The organism is Clostridium muellerianum (genome assembly GCF_012926525.1).
In the GTDB taxonomy this organism is placed as follows: Bacteria; Bacillota; Clostridia; order Clostridiales; family Clostridiaceae; genus Clostridium_AM; species Clostridium_AM muellerianum.
Window position 1 is genome coordinate 26,160 of record NZ_JABBNI010000027.1, and the last position, 18,728, is coordinate 44,887.

The following is an 18,728-nucleotide window of genomic DNA, read 5'->3' on the forward strand; positions in this document are numbered from 1 at the left end:
AGTATATAGTATAGCTATACTAAAGGAAAAGAGGTAACAAAATGAATATTAAAGCCATTAGATCTGATGAAATTTATAGGAAAATAATTTTAGCAAAGCCTTGTGAACGTGAGGATATATATAGGTATGAGCTTATGAAACCATTTGAATTTAAGTATTCTTGTATTGGTGTTCCAATTAAAGCAGAAAAGCCAGGTGGTTATGATGTTGTTATGGCAACTACTATGGCAGGTGCTTTTGCTCCAAATAACATAGGTAGTGAGCGAATTAGTGATGTTGAAAAAATTAGTGATGAAGGATTTTGGAAAGCCTGTGAAGAAAGTATTAGAAAAACATTTGAGGGATTTGAAGCTAGTGGTGTATCACTTCCTGTAAAAGATTATATTTTTACTGTTTTGCTAAATGATCCAGAAAATCCAATGGCAAAAATGAGTGGTGATTATTGTGGAGATGGTGGAATTCCTGGATATATCATAGGAACAATTATTCCAAACGAAAAATCGCTTAAAATGCTGCCAGTAGCACTTGCTCACGAAGCAAACCACAATGTAAGATGGCAGTTTATGAAGTGGAGTAATAAGATTACATTAGGAGATATGATTGTCAGTGAAGGTTTAGCAGAAAATTTTGCTGCTTTTATGTTTGGAGAGGATAAAATAGGAGTGTGGGTTACAAGTACCACAAAAGAAACACTAGAAAATGTTATTAAACCTGCAATTAAGGAAAATATTAATTGTGATGATTTTAATAAGCTTTCAGTATTTCTTTATGGAGATGAAATTATGGCTCTTAATGGTAGTGTTCAAGTTGGTATGCCTTATTGCGGGGGATATGCCTGTGGATATTCTTTAATCAAATATTATCTTAAGAAGACAGGTAAAACAATATTTGAAGCTACCATCACACCAACTGAGGATATTTTAAAGGAGGTACAGGATTTTTGGAACTGAAAATTAACGAGGTTGCAAAATTAACAGGAGTTACTGTAAGAACTCTTCATTATTATGATGAAATAGATTTACTTAAGCCAAGCAAGGTTTCTGAGGCCAGTTATCGTTTATATGATGACCATACTATTGAGCTGCTTCAGCAAATATTATTTTTCAAAGAGCTGGATTTTCCACTTAATGAAATTAAAGAAATTGTTAAAAATGCATCATTTGATAGAGCGGAAGCACTAAAAAAACATAAAGAGCTGCTTATTAAAAAACGTAAAAGAATTGACAGGCTAATAAAGCTTGTGGAAAAAACAATAAAAGGAGAATGTAATATGAGTTTTAAAGAATTTGATAATATTGATTTTGAAAATGCAAAAAAGAAATATGAAAGAGAAGTTAAAGAACGTTGGGGAACAACTGATGCTTATGCTGAAAGTGAAGCAAAGACTAAAAATTATGGTAAAGAACAGTGGCAGCAGGTAAACGAAGAAGGTGGTAAGATTTTAAAGGCTTTTGCTGAGAATATGGAAAAAAGTGCTGACAGTAAAGAAGTTCAAGCACTTGTTAAAGAATGGCAGGATTACATTACAAAAAGATTTTACAAATGTACTAATGAAATTTTAAAGGGCCTTGGACTTATGTATTTACAGGATGAACGTTTTAAAAAAAATATTGATAGTTATGGAAAGGGAACAGCAGAATTTATATCACAAGCAATTGCAATTTATTGTACAAAGTAAGTGGAAGGATATACAAAGTTATTTTTCACATTTGAATATTTAACTCAACTTTTCCAGTTTAAAAATAATATGAAGTATTATTTTTAGAGAATAATTAACAGAGGACAGAAGACAGTGAATGTTGATTCTTCACTGTCTTCTGTCCTCTAAAAAGTTGTGTTTCAATTTGATGGATTTCCTTTGAAGAAGGATCTTTGCTCAAGTCAGATACAATCTTTTAGCATAGTTGTTTCAATTTTGGATTTTATCCTCCAAAGAGTCTTTTTTAAATTTATCATATTGTTCTTCATGATACTATTTAAATTAAATGTTGACTTATACCTTAGGTATAAGTTTATACTTAAATTGTTGTTAATATTTTTATTTAGTTGTAAATGATGGAGGTATGTTTAGTGAACATTAAAGTTGTATCAGAAATAACTGGCTTAACTAAAAAAGCTATTAAGTATTATGAAAATGAAGGATTAATTTCTCCTTTAAAAAATATTGAAAATAACTATAGGGAGTATACAAAAGAAGATATTGTAAAGCTTAATTTGATAGCTGCATTAAGAATGTTGGATATTCCAATAATTGAAATAAAAAATGTAATTGAAGGTAAAAAATCAATATTGGAAGTTATGGAAGAAACTAAGAATAAAATAAATAGAAATATAGATAATTTAGAGAAAAGCAAAATGGTTATTCAATGCATTATTGATAAAAATTCTGAGGATTATACCCAAATTGGGGAGGAGGTTAAAAAGTTAAAAGAAACATTAGAACTTTCAATAGAAGAAAAGAAAGAATATATATCTACTGCTATAATGAGAAAATTTCCAGGTGGGTTTGGCAAAATTTTAATATATATGTATGAACCTTTTCTTAGAGTTGTCGTAGATAGCGATGAAAAGAAAAGAGTATGGCTAGATATGGTAGAGTATTTAGATGAATTAGGTGATCCAGATGAGAATCACCCTTTTATCAAAAATTTTAATAAAGCGCAGGAAAATAAAGAGGATAATAAAAACGAAGAATGGAGCATCCAATGTAGAAAGTTAATAAAGGGTGATGAAGAAATAAAAAAAGAAATAAAGAATAATTTAGGTTTGATGTTTAAAGTTATGCAGGAAAATGAATTAGTAAGAAATAATTGTAAAGAAACTAGTAGGCAGTGTAGAGAATTTTTGAATTCAATAGGTTATAAAGACAATACCTTTGATGATTTTTTAGTTTTATTAAGTGAAGATTATAAAAAATTAAAGGAAGCTTACAAAATAATTAGAGAAGAATTAGAAAATGAATCTGGAATAAATATTAAGCAAGTTATGAGGGATAGTATGAAGTGATTTTTAGAAATACTGAAGCTTGCTTATGGAAGATATGCCTTATCAACACAAAACTTTAGGACTTAGAGAAACTTATCATTAGGTAGATAGCACTTACAGTATAATGACTTCAAATTGGTGAAGTATGTTAATTTTAATACATACCATATAAGTACATATGGTATGCATTGAGCAAAATGATATAAAAAGAGAATTAACAATGTGAAAAAGAGAGGAAGACGTTTTATTATGGGTAAACTAGCTAGTTTGTTAAAATTAAAACCATTTATAAAAAAATACTGGACACTTTTTGGAATAGGAGCTTTTGGTATAATTTTAAGTTCAATTGCTGCCACTCCTGTTCCATATATAATAGGATATTTGATGGACAAGGTGCTTTTAAATAAAAAAAGTTATAATGAATTATATGTATATATTGGAGTAATTGCATTACTTTATATATTTAAATATGTTATCTCATTTTTATCAAAGTATATATTTGCAAAAATAAACAACCTAGTAGTTAATGAACTTAGATATTCTGTTATGGATAAGGTTATGGATTTGCCTATGAGTTATCTTTCAAATACTGAAAAAGGGTATGTTCAAAGTAGAATATCAGAATGTAGTTCTGTGGGAAGTATTTTTTCACCTTCAATTATTAGTATATTTTTAAGCATTATAGATGCTGTTTTAGCACTTGCAACTATGTTTGCAATTAACTATAAATTAGCCTTTGTTGTACTTCTTTTAGCTCCTATATTTTTCTTTTCGGCAAAGAATTCAGCTAAAAATTTCATGAAAAATACAATGGAGGCTATGGAATCAAATGCAATATTAAATGGGGAATGTTTCGAAATTATAAATGGAATTGAAGATATAAAAATACTCAATGGAAAAGAAACACACCTTAGAAAATTTAAAAATAAATTAGATGAACTTATAAAAATTAGTATAAAGCAAAGTAAATCTATAGTAATGTTTATGGAAAATATAGGACTTATAAATAACTTTGGATCACTTTTAATTTTACTTATTGCTGGACTTTTAATTTTGAAAGGACAATTTACAGTAGGATTGTACACTTCATTCTCTTTATATATAGGCACAGTTTTTGGAAGTACACAGGGCTTAGCTACTATAGGAACTACAATAAAACCAGCATGCCTTAGTATAGAAAGAATATATGAACTTTTAGATATGAAGGAAGAAAGTTATGGAAGGAATAATTGTATTAAGGAAAATATAGAATCATTAAAGTTTCAAAATGTAAGTTTTAAATATAATGATGATAAAACAGTATTGAATTCTTTAAACTTTCAAATAAGTAAAGGGGATAAGGTTCTTATTAAAGGTGAAAATGGATCTGGAAAGTCAACTCTTATAAAGCTTCTTCTTGGATTATACAATCAAACTGAAGGAAATATATTATATAACAATATTGATTCAATGGAAATTGATATTAAAGAGTTGAGAAAGAGAATAGGGATTGTATGTCAAAATATTTTTTTGTTTAAGGGAAGTGTTTTAGATAATATCTTATATGGACAAACTAATAAAAAACGTGAAGATGTAGAAAAAATTATTAAAGAATTACACTTGGAAGAGTATGTAAGTAGGTTGCCTAAAGGGCTAGATACTGAAATAATTCAAAATACTGCAGGAGTTTCGGGGGGACAAGCACAAATTATAGCTTTTATAAGATCAATGGTTTCAGAAAAAGATATATTAATCCTTGATGAGCCAATTTCAAATGTAGATGCAGAGACAAGAGAAATTGTTTTAAATATTTTGAGAAACATGAGCTTTAATGGAATTTTAATTGTTGTTTCACACTTAATGGAAGGTATGGACTTTATAGATAAAGTTATTGAAATATAAGTTTAAAAGGACTCTTTGTGTAATTATGTGTGTTGTATTTGGAGAAGTAATATACCAAAATTATATATGTATGCACAAAACGTACTTCTGACTAATGAAGAAGATAGTTGCAATAACAACATATATATGCTATATTAAAATAGTTGCCAATACAACGTATATTATTTATAGCTATAAATTTTGTTGTTACAATTAAATTAAGGAGGAAGTTATATGCAAGATGAGTCATTTGGAAGATATATATCTGTAATCTATAGGTATTTACAAATACTTCTTAATCATCGTTTAAAGTCTTATGGTATTGGAAGTGGTCAGTATATATTTCTTTCTGCCATATACAATAATGAAGGAATCTCACAAAAGGAATTAACTAACTTGATTAAAATTGATAGAGCTACAACTGCCAAAGCTCTGAAAAAGTTAGAAAAAAGTGGATATGTAGATATAATTCAGGATACTGAAGATAAGAGGTATCATAAATTATATCTAACAAAAAAAGGAATAGAATTTATACCTGTTTTGAATAGCATTCAACATGACTTAACTAACATGTTAAATATAGGAATGAGTCATGAACAATATACTGAAACCTTAAAGTCATTAAATTTGATTTTAAATAATGTACAAAAGTCTGTGGAACTATTAAGAAGTGAAGAGGAAATTTAAAATATGCATCCTAATAAAAGGATGCATTAAAAATCCATAATAGTTGCAATAACATCATATTTTTAAAACATCAAAAAAGGAGACAACTTAAAAATGAAAAAATTACTTAAAGTATCTGTATTGTCGATTTCCATGATTACTGTGATGGCTGGTGCGGCAGTATCTCCTGCACTTGGAAATATAAATAATGCATTTCCTAGTGCAAGCGCAAACTTGATAAAAATGATTCTAACATTGCCAGCAATATTTATAATTGCTTTTAGTTTATTATCAGGTAAATTAACATCTTTACTAAGTAAAAAACAAGTACTAATCATTGGAATATTAATTTATATCATTGGTGGAGTAGGGCCGGTTTTTGTAAGTAGTTTAACTCATGTACTCGTATTTAGAGCTATTTTAGGTATGGGGTGCGGATTAATTATGCCTATTTCACAATCTCTTATTGCAGATTTTTTTATAGGTGATGAAAGAACAGAAATGATTGGTTATTCTAGTGCCGCTTCAAATTTAATGGGAATAATATCTTCAGTTGTTGTAGGAACATTATCATCAATTAGATGGAAATATGGTTTTTATATATATTTAGTGGCACTAATTGTATTAGTATTAAATGTTATTGCACTTCCTAAACAGAAAAATAAAGTAGGAAGTAAAGTAAAAAGCAATTTAAATAAAGAAGTATATTTTTTATCAGCATATATGTGTTTAATAACTATTGCTTTTTATGCAGTACCAACTAATATATCATTATTTATGAGAAAAGAACATATTGGAAATTCCAGTTCAGCTGGTCTAGCAATTGCAGTATTTACCTTTGGTGGTTTTATATCTGGTATAATTTTGTCTAATATAAAAAAGAAGTTAAAAGAATTTACAATTTCAGCGGGAATAGGGATGATGTTTTTAGGATATATAGTATTATTATATTCTCATAACATATCCAATTTATTAATATCTGTTGCATTGGTTGGATTTGCTTTTTCTATGATTTATCCTTTAATATTTTTAATTACAAGCAGTATTTCAGACAAAAATTCAAATTCTAAAGCAATTTCAATAGTAAGTAGTTCTATGTTTTTAGGTCAGTTTTTATCTGCTATAGTACTGCAATGTATTGGAAGTATTTTAAGTAATAATTCTATAAGATTCAATTTTAAAATTCTTTCTGTATGTCTCGGGGTTGCTTTAGTAATATCATTAATATTCCAGTTTAGATTAAAAGTAAATTCTGATATATTTAGCAAATCAGCTTAATAATTATGAATATAATTATAGTAAGGGTATTGGAAAATAGGAGTCATTTCACTAAAGATATTCTAATTAGTTAATAATACTTTTTTATTTATTTCATCGATACCAGTGCTAACACTTCATATTTTGTGAAGATGGATAGTTACCTTAGAAATTGAGTTAAACTATAAGGCATGTGGAAGAAAATAACAAGTTCAATATGTGACGGATATTTTTTGTAAGACAAAGAGATAGGTTCCGTAGAAGCTTAAGCTATCTAAGAGTTCTGTCGATGCAGTATTACAAAAAATAGACTAGCATTTGAACTTGTTATTTTTTGAAGATGCCTAAGTTGTTTTAGTTAATTCTGGAGACTAAAATATCTATAATGTTTTATCTGCATTATTAGAAAGCATGTTAAAGTATTTTTATCAGCAAACGATAAATTACATTGCTGCAATAATTATCTAGAATTAATTAAAAATAGGAGGTAAAGTTATGTTTAAAACAATTAGAGTAAAATTAATTTTTCTTGTGGGAGCACTAGTTTTAGCACTAATTTCAATTGGAATTTTATCTATTAACAATTTAAAATTAGTTAATGAACAATCTAGTATTATAAGTAAAAACTGGCTGCCTGGTGTAAGATATTCTGAAGAACTAAATACAATGACTTCAGATTTTAGGATAATGGAATATGAGCATGTAATTGCAAATGACAATGATGTAATGGCTTCAAAAGAAAAAGAAATGGATGAAAAAAGTAAAGAAATATCTAATACAATGACTTTATATGAAAAATCTTTTTATAATGATGAAGATAAAAAATTACTTGAAAGCGTTAAAGATGAATGGAATAAATATTTAGAATTACATAGACAAGTTATTAAATTAAGTAGAGAATTAAAAACTGCAGATGCTACGAAGATTATGAATGGTGATGGAAAAAAAGCTTTTGATAGTGCATCTTCAACCTTACTAAAGCTAGTTAAATTTAATCAGACTATGGCAGAAAAAGCTAGTAAGCAAGGGGATGATATTTATTCACTATCAAGAAATACATCTATAGCCATTATTTTTGTGATTTCAATTGGTGCAGTAGTTTTAGCATTTTTCATAATAAGTAACATTATAAAATCACTAAAAAGTATTAAGAAGGAATTGGAATTATTAGCTGATAAAGGTGGAGATTTAACTCAAGAGATTCAAGTAAAATCTAAAGATGAAATTGCAGAATTAGCTGATAGTATAAATAAGTTTTTGTCAAATATAAGAATGATTGTAAAAAGTGTTGACGAAAGTACTGAACATGTTATAGAGAAAAATGATAATATATCAAGTAAAATAACTAATTTAGCATCTAATGTAGAACAAGTGTCAGCAACTACAGAAGAAATTGCCGCAGGAATGGAGGAAACAGCTGCATCTTCAGAAGAGATGACTGCATCTTCTCATGAGATAGAAAGGGCAGTACAATCTATTGCTGAAAAATCTCAACAAGGAGCAGTGGCTGCAGCAGCAATCAACAAAAAGGCTGAAACTTCTAAGCATAGTTTTATTGAATCTCAAAGAAGAGCACTATCTGTTTTTAATGAAACAAAGAATTCACTTGAAGTAGCTATTGAAAATTCTAAAGTAGTTGAACAAATCAATGTATTATCGGAAGCTATAATGGATATTACTTCCCAAACTAGTTTATTAGCGCTAAATGCAGCTATAGAAGCAGCAAGAGCTGGTGAAGCAGGTAAAGGATTTTCGGTGGTTGCTGATGAAATACGAAAACTTGCAGAGAAATCAAGTGATACGGTTGTTGAGATACAGAATATAACAAAAAAGGTCACAGAATCTGTAAGTGATTTATCTGATAATTCTAATCAATTATTAACCTTTATGTCTACAGATGTATATGATGATTATAAATCAATGTTGAAATTAATAGACAAATATAGTTCTGATGCACAATTTGTAGATAATCTTGTAATGGAATTTAGTTCTACTTCCGAGGAACTGCTGGCATCAATACAAGATATATTAAAAACTATAGATCAGGTAGCGCAATCTTCTAATGAAGGTGCGGCAGGAACTAGTGAAATTTCAGAAAAAATAATAGATATAACAAATAAAACGGACGAAATTGTAACTGATTTAGATAGTTCTAAAGAAAGTGCCAATAAATTAATTCAGCAAATATCTAAGTTTAAGTTTTAAATAGTAGAGGTTATGAAACTTATAGAACCAATAGGAAAGAATTAACACTTGATAGAAACATATCAAGTGTTTTTATGTTTTAGTATTATGAAAAGATATTTTATGTGATGCTAATAAAATAGCAGTTATCATAGATATAGTGTTACTGACAAGAAAATTAAAGTTCAAAGTTGTGGTATAATATGGTTACATCTAAGTTTAATTTTGAGGTGAATTTTATGACTAAATCTCGTGTTACCGAAAATGCTTTAGCTGCTTCTTTAAAAATGCTAATGAAACAAAAGCCAATAAATAAAATATCAGTAAAGATGGTTACTGATACATGTGGAGTTACAAGACATACATTTTACAATCATTTTCATGATATTTATGAATTACTTGGATGGATATTTGAAAACGAGGTTATTGATGAACTTGATGAATATTGTAGCTTATCGAATTGGAAGAAGGTATTGTTTATTGTGCTCCAATATACATTAGATAATAAAGTGATCTGTATTAATACCTGTAAGTCTTTAGCACGTGAAAATCTCGAGATATTCTTATGTAAAATATTTCAGAAGGTATTAGAAGGTGTTATAAAGGATATAACAATAGAGAGAAATGTTGATGAAAAAATAAAGAAAGAAACTGCAGTATTTTTTTCCTATGCAATAACGGGTCAGTTTTTAGAGTGGATTAATAATGGATTAAAAGAAGAAAAAGAAGATATTGCTGACAGAGTTGAAAGAATGTTGAATGGTACTATACTTAGAATTATGGAAGTTAATAGTGAATAACTTACACATTTTAAAGTGTCTGTGAAAATTTTTCACAGATGCTTTTTTTGTTCATTGAATGTGCTTTTGTTCAAAAGTAATATAAGTGTATAGGACAACAGTAAATTATTTATTGAAGAAAGGAAGCATTTTTTATGAATAATTATCAAAGAATAAATCCTATTGCACCAAAGAATATTGAAAAAAGAAAAGCATATTTAATTGGAGGCGGAATAGCTTCTCTTGCTGCTGCTGCATTTTTAATAAGAGATGCTCATATGCCAGGAAAGAATATTCATATAATAGAGCAGCTTGATGTTGTTGGAGGTTCAATGGATGGAGCAGGAACAGCTGAGAAAGGATATACAGCAAGAGGGGGAAGGGAAATAGAGGAACATTTTGAATGTTTTATGGACCTTTATAGTTTCATTCCATCTTTGAAGGATAAAGATAGAAGCGTACTAGATGAATTTCGTGAATTAAATATAGAAGAACCTATTGAATCACACTGCAGATTAGTTCAGAATCAGGGAGAAAAAGCTGATTTTTCAAGTCTTGGATTATCAACAAAGAATGCGATGGAGCTTGCAAAACTTCACATGTTAACAGAGCAAGCACTTGGAGAAACCACTTTAGAACAATATTTCCATGCAAGCTTTTTTGAAACAAACTTTTGGTATTTCTGGGCAACAATGTTTGCTTTTAAAAAATGGCATAGTGTAATTGAATTTAAACGTTATATGGAAAGATTCATGCATCTAATTGGTGGCATGAATAAATTAAAGGGTATACTTCATACCGAATACAATCAATATGATTCTTTAATACTTCCACTTATTACATGGCTTAAGAAGCACGATGTATGCTTTGGTAGCGGCTGCGAAGTTACAGATATTGACTTTGATTTTTCAAATAATGAAAAGGTAGCTACAGCAATTTATTATACTAAAGATGAAAAGAATAAAATCATCAATGTAAAAAAGGATGACATTGTATTATTTACAAATGGTTCCATGACACAAAACACAACAAGAGGTGATATTGATCACCCTGCTGTTTTAAATAGATCAGGGAACAAAGGTTGTTTTAGTGTATGGGAAAAGTTAGCCAGGAAATCACAGGATTTTGGTCATCCAGAAAAATTCTGTAGTGATATTGATAAATCAAAATGGTTATCATTTACTATAACATTAAAGGATGATGATATTGTTTTCCCTTATATTTATAAGCTCACAGGAGATAAATCTGGTATGGGTGGGCTTGTTACAATAAAAGATTCAAGCTGGTTTATGAGTTGGGTTGTACCAAAACATCCACATTTTATTAATCAACCTGATAATGTAAAGGTACTTTGGGCATATGCATTAAATATAGATGAGACTGGTGATTATGTAAAAAAGACATTATCAGATTGTACGGGGCGCGAGATGTTTGAAGAACTACTTTATCATATGGGATTAAAGGACAAAATTACTGAAATTCTTTCACATACAGTAAACGTAATTCCTAGTATGATGCCTTATATTACTTCACAATTTATGCCTCGTATAGCAGGAGACAGACCAGATGTAATTCCAAAAGGAAGTAAAAATTTCGGTTTCTTAGGACAATATTCAGAGGTTCCAAATGATTGTGTGTTCACAGTAGAATATTCAGTAAGAACTGCAATGACAGCTGTATATGGACTAATGAATTTAGGAAAGAAAGTAGATCCTGTGTACCCAAGTCAGTATGATATCCGTGTTTTGACAAATGCAGCAAAGACCTGTCTTGGTATAGATAAACTTCCATTAAAGGATATACCATTAGGTACATTAATGAAAAATACAGAACTTCTAAAATTATTATAATTTAAATGGATAAGCTATTTTCAGAAACATGCTGAACAGAGTTGTTCAATAAGTTATTGCTGAAATTATAATATATTTATCTGAAGAAGGTAAAATTTTAAAAGAAGCTGCAACTAAAAAAATTACAGTTGCTGAAAATGAAAAAGTTAAAGAAAACAAAAATTTGAAGTTTACTATTAAGCTGATGATATTGATTTTATAACTTTAGCAAATAACCATTTTACAGAAATTATATCAAATGGGTTTGAAGCACTTAAAAGCATTAAATTCCACAATAAGAAGCGACTATAATCGTTTCTTATTATGAAATTTAGTGCTATTTTTGCAGTTTGAAAGTAAATTAATTAGTTTAAAAAACATATGACTTATTAATCAGGCTAGGGTAGTTCATAACTAAATGAAGTGTCCTTATACCAGCTTTTAATATTATTCAGCACTTAATCCAGCTAAATTCAACAAATTCCAAGGCTTATTGTAATGTGGCTGGAAGAAGAAATCAACAAAAGCCAGTTCATCTATAGTCATTTTATTCTGAATACATACTGACATTGTGTTTATAGATTGAGTTAAATCTGCCTTTGAAATAATTTGAGCACCCAAAATTCTTCTAGAATCTTCTTCATAAACTACTTTTAGTTTTGCTAAATCATAAGTAGGCATAAATTCTGGACGGTAGTTATCTTCAACCATTACTGTTTTTACATTTATTCCATATGCTTTAGCGGAATTTTCAGTTAAGCCTGTAGAAGCTATGTTATAATCATAGATTTTAATTCCAGAAGTTCCTTGAGTGCCCATGTATTTTGTAGTTGGCTTAACTAAGTTCCTAGCAACTAATGTGCCCATACGAACTGCATTTGTAGCTAGTGGAATATATTCTTGCTTTCCTATTGGATTATATTTAACAGCACAGCTATCTCCAGCTGCATATATATCTTCTTTGCTGGTATGCATATATTCGTCTACTACAATAGCACCATTACCTAACATTTCAAGCTGTCCTTTAAATAGCTCTGTGCTTGGTTTGAAACCAATAGAAAGTATAACTAAATCTGCTTCATATTCGCCCTTGTTTGTAATTACTTTTGAAACCTTTCCATCTATGCCCTCAAATCGTATAACTGTTTCACCTAAGGCCAATTTTATATTATGGTCTGTCAAAGCTTTTTCTGCTTTATCTGTAAACTCTTTATCTAAATATTTACTTAAAATACGATGCTGACTATCAATTAATGTTACCTTTTTATTGTTCATTTCAAAGGCTTCTACCAGTTCAACACCTATATATCCTGCTCCTATAACCACTATATTGTTGGCTTTTTGTGATTTTTCAATTATAGTGTTTGAATGGTAATAATTTTTGGATATCAATATATTTGCTAAATTGCTTCCATCAACCTTAGGAAGTATTGGCCATGAACCAGTTGTTACTATTAATTTATCAAAAGTATCTTCAAACCCTTCTTTTGATTTTAAATTACGAACTTTAAGCTTTTTTTCAGTTAAGTCAACAGATATTACATCATGAGACATTTTAGTGGATACTCCAAGTTCCGCTAATTTCTCTGGTGAACTATAAAATAATCCTTGGGGGTCTTTTACTATTCCTGCTACATATAATGCTATACCACAGGATAAAAATGAAATTGTATCATTTCTCTCATATACAGTTATTTTTGCATCTGGATATAATTTAGCACAATTTACTATAGCTGCAGTTCCAGCGTGTGTACAACCTATAACAACTATTTTCATTATATTTCCTCCTTAAAATCTCATATGTTTTTATGATGCCCTGCCATTTTATGTCTTACTCATGATATTTGTGTCTAGTTTATATAATAATTTATATCTATTGTTTTTAAGAATTAGTAGTATAATGTAAATACACTAAATTAAAATATTAATAAGTAAATTATGGACAAACATTACTATAATAAAAAAGTAAGAAAGGTGATTTAGATATATGTTTGAATCTGTTAAATTTTATATAATAGTCAGTGATAAAAGCTTTATTATTAAAAAGGAGAAGGAAAATTTAGAGAATAAAATTGATTTTACATCCTTTGTACCTAATGTACCTTTTTATCATCATTTATTTGATGAAGATAAAAATTATATGGACAATATGAAAGCTGTAGTTAAAAATTTAAAAATAAGAAATTTAACTATGATTGTTCCAGATGACTGTATAGACCTTACAGTAGATAAAAGAATACTTACCGAATTTTTTACACTTTGTGGAGTAAGAAAGATTCAAATAGAGGCTCAATGCTTTTTTCTAAACTTAGAGAATAAAAGGTATGTATCTCTTTCTAAAACTGCAAGAAACATGGTTTTACAGTATATTGTTAATGGTAAATCTATTGCTAAAAAATACTATGACAAAAATTATGAAGATATTAAACAAATTTCATTAGACATGAAGAGTATTCATACAGACTGTCAGTATGAATATGCACCTGTATATATAAATAATATGAATAATAATATGGATAGGTTTAGTGATATTGGAACTTTAGTTTCACTAAATGATATTACTAAAAATATTATGAATTGCTAGTGGTTAAGGGAGAAAATTTAAAACATGAATATTGACTTTTTTATTAAATTAGCTAAAAAAGTACCTGGCATTATTTCTTCTATAATACCATTAACTATTCTACTATTTATATTTAATGCTATAAAAATTCCAATACTGGAACCTTTTCATGGCTTAATATTTTTTATTTCACCGCTTTTAGGGATAGCAGGTTGGTTTTTATGCCGTTTAGCAGCGAAAAAATGGGAAAATAGCTTTTTTAAAGTTGGTTCTATTATTAATCTAATTATGGTAGTTGTGAATGTTTTTATAATAATTTGTGCAGGAATAATTTTTTTATAGGAGTTATTATCAAGTGATTCTTAGACTCAGGTGGAGTTTGCCTGTGAGGAATACCTCTTACCGGAGCAGAGCTCGTAAAATGCCATTTAGGCATTTAGTTCCTGAGCAAAAGCTCGTTAAATGTCATTTAGACATTTAACCCATCTGAGTCTTAGAAGAACTTATCCAGGCGCGTAAAGTAGCTATCCCACACTTAAAGAAAAGCAGATATCCCAAATCTTTGATTTGATGATAGTCACTTTCGCTGTGTGCGATGGGGGTATTAGCAATGGTAGCGATCGGATAAAGAAATAGGGCTGTTACACTAAGAATAAATTTTACAATGTAGTATGTTTGTAGCTAATTTCTAAAACAATACATTATATATGAATTTCTTAGTGTGACAGCCCTTTGAATCTATATTCCTAAAATACTAAATATGTCCAATGCTTGCCTTACTTTAGCACTGTAATTATAGTTTCGGCTTCATAGTTACCATCAACTGTAGTTGCAGTGATTTTTACAAAACCTACAAAAAGTAATTTAGAAGTAATGTTTGCTGTAACCTTTCCATTTTCATCTACTGTTGCAATGGAAGTATTACTAGATTTCCATATAACATTTTTATTGGTAGCTTCATCTGGGGTTATTATTGCAGTTAAAGTTTTACTTTGGCCATTTTTTAAAGTTAAGAACTTTTTGTCTATACGTACGCCTGTTACAGGTGTGGTGTTTGCTGCAATGACTTTAATATTACAGCTATCTTTAAAGCTTCCATCTACAGTTGCTACTGTTATTTTAGCAGTTCCTGTACTTAAAGCTTTTACTTCACCATTTTCACTTACAACGGCAACCTTTTCATTATCAGATTTCCATGTAACATTTTTATTTGTTGCATTATGAGGTAGTATTTTTGCAACTAAAGTATCGCTTTCTCCAACTTTTATTGTAGCTTTCTTCTTGTTTAAAAAGACACCCAAAACTGGAACCTTTGCGGCAGTTACTATTGCTTCAGCTTTATATTTTCCATCATCTGTAGTAGCTGTTATTTTTGCTGTTCCTATTAATAATAGTTTAGAAGTTATATTTACAGTAACTTTTCCATTTTCATCTACTGTGGCAACAGAAGTATTGCTGGATTTCCAAGATACTTTTTTATTTGTGGCATCTTTTGGAAGTACTGTTGCAATTAAAGTTTCACTTTCTCCATTTTTTAAAAATAAAAGTTTTTTATTAAGTTGAATTCCTTTTACAGCAATTGGGGCAGTTACTGTTACCCTGCAGCTTGCTTCAAAATTACCATCTTCTGAGATTGCCTTAATATTGGCTATACCACTTCCTATAGCTTTTACCATTCCTGTTTCATCTACAGTAGCTACTGCTTCATTATCACTTTTCCAAATTACTTTTTTGTTTGCTGCATTTTCAGGAGTTACTGCAGCAACTAATTGCTCTGTTTTAGTTGGTTCTAAAGTTATATTTGTTTTATTTAAAGTTATACCTGTTACTGCTACCTGCGCTTTTGATATATCAGCAGCCGTTCCTACTGACAACTGGTATCCATCATCTAATTTAGGAGAAGTGGAAAATTGAGATACTGCTGCAACCACATCTACTTTATCATTAACTGCTATATTGGTTAGTGCTGGCATTTTATATATTGAAATAGTTCCTGTTTCATCCTGTAGGGTAGAAGATGCTGTATTATTTATACTTGTTAAAGTGACGTTCTTTAATTTAATTAATTGTCCTTCCAAGGTTTCGTTAATTTCATCAATAGTTACAAGCTTAGGGACTATTGTATTTCCTTTACTTATAACTTTAACATTGTCTACTGAAGCTGGTGTGATTTCTAAAAGTCCTTTATACTCAGTTAGCGGTCCTGTTACTTTAATTTTATCTCCTTTATTTACAGAGGCTTTTGCTGAATTATATACACAAATTCCATAATTAGTACCTGAAACGTCTTCCTGCATAAATATGTTTTTACCATTTACAGTAGAGACTGTTCCTGTAAGTGTAACAGTTCCACTTTTTTGGGCTCTTGCCTGTGCAATAGTCATTTCCTGTGCAGGACTTATTGCAGTTTGATTATCTACTCTATTGTTCATAACAACGGTAATAGTCTTCTTTGTTCGAACATCTTCCAGTAGGGCATCTCTTACAGTATGAAGCGAATCTTTAAAGGTAGCTTTAATTTCTGGAACTGAAAACTCTGTAAATGTATCTCCGCCAGTTGCCATAAAATCTGGTGCTGCTACTTTTAATACATCACTATCTTTTATCACAGAGTTGTCCTTTTCTCTTAAAATTTTTATTACTCTTTGACCAGGTACTTCTGGAGTTACAATATTGCCTGCTGTGTCTAATACTGCTGGTTTATAGGATGGTTTAGTAGAATCATATACAAACTTAATACCAGATATTTGTATACCTTTTCCATTATCTTGGACAGCTTGTTCTAAAAGTACCTTTAATTGAGTTCCAGTCATAGTTGCTGTACAAATTGTATTATCAAAGGGCATAAGATAAAATATAGTTCCTACAGTTATATTTCCTGCTGGTATAGGACTTAATCTAATACCACCATTATTTTGCATGCCTACATCTGCATTTGCATAATTTTTTATAACATCACTCATCCAGTTTCCAAGCTGTGATTCTCCAAAAGGTTGATCTGTTTGATTTTTCGTTAGAGCTTTTGTAGTGGTTCCAATTACTTCATCAAATATAGGTTTTAAATCCTCATTTGATTTATCTACTATTGCTTTTACTTCTGGGTCTAATGGTGTTGAATCTTTTACTGTAAGAGGTTTAAAGTTTCCAGTAGAAAAGCTTAGGGTTTTGTCTGCTTTAAGGGTAACTTTTAAATCAACATATCCCTGACCTTTAGCTTTTGCATTTACAGTTGGTACATTTTTTCCGTCTGAATCCTTTATTACTGTGTCTAGTGAAGCATGGTTATGTCCTCCAAATACTACATCTACTCCACTTAATTTTGGAACTATGTTATTTAATGAATCTCCACCATCATGGATAGTAGCAACTACAATGTCTGCTAAATTATTTTCTCTAATTTCTTTAGCAGCAGAATTAACTTCTGTGGCCACATCTTTGAAGTTATAATCCTTTGTATTGGCTGGTAAAATGATTGTAGGAGCTTCTTTTAATATTGCACCAATTACTGCTATTTTTACTCCATCCCTTGTGAATATTTTGTAAGGGTTATACTTTCTTTTATTGGTTACTTTGTTATACATATTAGCGCAAACTATTGAATAACCTGCACCATTCATGGTTTCTTCATCTATAGTCTTTAAGCCCCAATCAAATTCATGGTTTCCTAAGGCAGTTGCATCCATTCCTATATTTGTCATCATTTTTTGAACTGGAACTCCATGAAGTACATTAGATACTGGTGTTCCCTGATAAAAATCACCTCCACCAACAATTAGTGTTCTATCTGGATTACTGGCTTTTACATCCTTTACGACCCTTGCTAGTGCTGCACCTATCTGTTTTGTTCCTGTAGAGTCTAAAAGTTGACCATGAAAATCTGTAATTCCGATAAAATCAAACACCCTGTCTGTTGATGCAGATACATTTGATGCTGTTTTTATCTTTTGAAACTCTTCATTTGAAATGGTTGTCCTATCTGCTTTTACAGTTTGAGATCCATTTACTCCTATAAAGTTGGATAATATTAGTGCTAGTACTATAACCCAACTTAATATTCTGTAAGGTTTCCTTTTTAACATTAAAAAATCCCCCCTATAAATCCATATTCGTATATACTTGTTTTAAAATATGTTTGTTAGTGGCATCTCCTTATTTATTAGTTTCATTAATATAAGTATTCAAAAACAAGAAATACATTCTGTTTTTCTATAGATATTTACCATATGTCAGAATATGAATTTACATATTTGGGTTAAATAAATTTTTAAACTGCAAAAGTTTAGTTGAAAGCCCAGGTAATTTAATGGAGTTTATTATGATGATATGTAATTAAGATACAATGTAGATATAACTATACACTTAACTATAAATTTAAAAAGATACAATATATAAGTATTTGAACTATAGAAAACTAACTATTAAGTTAAATCGGAAAAGGTATATTTTCAGGATAATGAGTTATTTGAAGAATTTATTTTAATAACTTTAGTTCTGCAAAATAAAAACCTAAATTGGCAATACTACCAAAAAATAAATATGGCATATTTTTAACCACCGTGTTATATAAAAGTTACCACACAAATACACACACGGGAGGTAATAAAT

General features: G+C 29.6%; 13 protein-coding genes. 11 read left to right on the forward strand and 2 right to left on the reverse strand.

Annotated features, from left to right (window positions below):
* Positions 1-41: 41 nt before the first annotated feature.
* The 9 genes from HBE96_RS14920 to HBE96_RS14960 all read left to right on the forward strand — a co-directional run bounded on the left by HBE96_RS14920 (position 42) and on the right by HBE96_RS14960 (position 11,581).
* The gene (locus HBE96_RS14920; RefSeq protein ID WP_169298538.1) at positions 42-950 is read left to right on the forward strand and encodes a DUF2268 domain-containing putative Zn-dependent protease; all 909 of its coding nucleotides are present in this window, start codon (positions 42-44) and stop codon (positions 948-950) included.
* The gene (locus HBE96_RS14925) at positions 947-1,678 is read left to right on the forward strand and encodes a MerR family transcriptional regulator (RefSeq protein ID WP_169298552.1); all 732 of its coding nucleotides are present in this window, start codon (positions 947-949) and stop codon (positions 1,676-1,678) included. The genes HBE96_RS14920 and HBE96_RS14925 overlap by 4 nt, the downstream gene beginning before the upstream one ends.
* Before the next feature lie 392 nt (positions 1,679-2,070).
* Positions 2,071-3,006, forward strand: coding sequence for a MerR family transcriptional regulator (locus HBE96_RS14930; protein WP_169298539.1), 936 nt, complete (start codon positions 2,071-2,073; stop codon positions 3,004-3,006).
* 228 nt (positions 3,007-3,234) lie between these two features.
* Complete coding sequence (locus tag HBE96_RS14935; RefSeq protein WP_169298553.1) at positions 3,235-4,866, forward strand: ABC transporter ATP-binding protein; 1,632 nt, start codon at positions 3,235-3,237, stop codon at positions 4,864-4,866.
* Positions 4,867-5,079: 213 nt separating this feature from the next.
* Positions 5,080-5,532 carry a MarR family winged helix-turn-helix transcriptional regulator gene (locus HBE96_RS14940; protein ID WP_169298540.1) on the forward strand — a complete coding sequence of 151 codons (453 nt, stop codon included), beginning with the start codon at positions 5,080-5,082 and terminating at the stop codon, positions 5,530-5,532.
* Between the two features lie 93 nt (positions 5,533-5,625).
* Positions 5,626-6,789, forward strand: coding sequence for an MFS transporter (locus HBE96_RS14945; protein ID WP_169298541.1), 1,164 nt, complete (start codon positions 5,626-5,628; stop codon positions 6,787-6,789).
* Between the two features lie 474 nt (positions 6,790-7,263).
* Positions 7,264-8,973, forward strand: coding sequence for a methyl-accepting chemotaxis protein (locus HBE96_RS14950; protein ID WP_169298542.1), 1,710 nt, complete (start codon positions 7,264-7,266; stop codon positions 8,971-8,973).
* A gap of 218 nt (positions 8,974-9,191) precedes the next feature.
* A complete protein-coding gene (locus HBE96_RS14955; RefSeq protein WP_169298543.1) occupies positions 9,192-9,752 on the forward strand; it encodes a TetR/AcrR family transcriptional regulator in 561 nt (186 codons plus the stop codon).
* 134 nt (positions 9,753-9,886) lie between these two features.
* Positions 9,887-11,581 carry an oleate hydratase gene (locus HBE96_RS14960; protein ID WP_169298544.1) on the forward strand — a complete coding sequence of 565 codons (1,695 nt, stop codon included), beginning with the start codon at positions 9,887-9,889 and terminating at the stop codon, positions 11,579-11,581.
* A 426-nt stretch (positions 11,582-12,007) separates the two neighbouring features.
* On the opposite strand, the gene HBE96_RS14965 is transcribed toward HBE96_RS14960, so the two are convergent.
* The gene (locus HBE96_RS14965; RefSeq protein WP_169298545.1) at positions 12,008-13,336 is read right to left on the reverse strand and encodes an FAD-dependent oxidoreductase; all 1,329 of its coding nucleotides are present in this window, start codon (positions 13,334-13,336) and stop codon (positions 12,008-12,010) included.
* A 211-nt stretch (positions 13,337-13,547) separates the two neighbouring features.
* On the opposite strand from HBE96_RS14965, the gene HBE96_RS14970 reads away from it, so the two are divergent.
* Both HBE96_RS14970 and HBE96_RS14975 read left to right on the forward strand, forming a co-directional pair.
* The gene (locus HBE96_RS14970; protein WP_169298546.1) at positions 13,548-14,144 is read left to right on the forward strand and encodes a hypothetical protein; all 597 of its coding nucleotides are present in this window, start codon (positions 13,548-13,550) and stop codon (positions 14,142-14,144) included.
* 24 nt (positions 14,145-14,168) lie between these two features.
* A complete protein-coding gene (locus HBE96_RS14975; RefSeq protein ID WP_169298547.1) occupies positions 14,169-14,465 on the forward strand; it encodes a hypothetical protein in 297 nt (98 codons plus the stop codon).
* A 434-nt stretch (positions 14,466-14,899) separates the two neighbouring features.
* Here HBE96_RS14975 and HBE96_RS14980 read toward each other — a convergent pair whose 3' ends face one another.
* The gene (locus HBE96_RS14980) at positions 14,900-18,202 is read right to left on the reverse strand and encodes an Ig-like domain-containing protein (RefSeq protein WP_169298548.1); all 3,303 of its coding nucleotides are present in this window, start codon (positions 18,200-18,202) and stop codon (positions 14,900-14,902) included.
* Positions 18,203-18,728 lie beyond the last annotated feature (526 nt).

Bases quoted from the DNA above. Each gene is read 5' to 3' on its own strand.
- HBE96_RS14920 (WP_169298538.1), top strand. From the start codon at position 42: ATGAATATTAAAGCCATTAGATCTGATGAAATTTATAGGAAAATAATT.
- HBE96_RS14935 (WP_169298553.1), top strand. From the start codon at position 3,235: ATGGGTAAACTAGCTAGTTTGTTAAAATTAAAACCATTTATAAAAAAA.
- HBE96_RS14940 (WP_169298540.1), top strand. From the start codon at position 5,080: ATGCAAGATGAGTCATTTGGAAGATATATATCTGTAATCTATAGGTAT.
- HBE96_RS14945 (WP_169298541.1), top strand. From the start codon at position 5,626: ATGAAAAAATTACTTAAAGTATCTGTATTGTCGATTTCCATGATTACT.
- HBE96_RS14950 (WP_169298542.1), top strand. From the start codon at position 7,264: ATGTTTAAAACAATTAGAGTAAAATTAATTTTTCTTGTGGGAGCACTA.
- HBE96_RS14955 (WP_169298543.1), top strand. From the start codon at position 9,192: ATGACTAAATCTCGTGTTACCGAAAATGCTTTAGCTGCTTCTTTAAAA.
- HBE96_RS14960 (WP_169298544.1), top strand. From the start codon at position 9,887: ATGAATAATTATCAAAGAATAAATCCTATTGCACCAAAGAATATTGAA.
- HBE96_RS14965 (WP_169298545.1), bottom strand. From the start codon at position 13,336: ATGAAAATAGTTGTTATAGGTTGTACACACGCTGGAACTGCAGCTATA.
- HBE96_RS14970 (WP_169298546.1), top strand. From the start codon at position 13,548: ATGTTTGAATCTGTTAAATTTTATATAATAGTCAGTGATAAAAGCTTT.
- HBE96_RS14975 (WP_169298547.1), top strand. From the start codon at position 14,169: ATGAATATTGACTTTTTTATTAAATTAGCTAAAAAAGTACCTGGCATT.
- HBE96_RS14980 (WP_169298548.1), bottom strand. From the start codon at position 18,202: ATGTTAAAAAGGAAACCTTACAGAATATTAAGTTGGGTTATAGTACTA.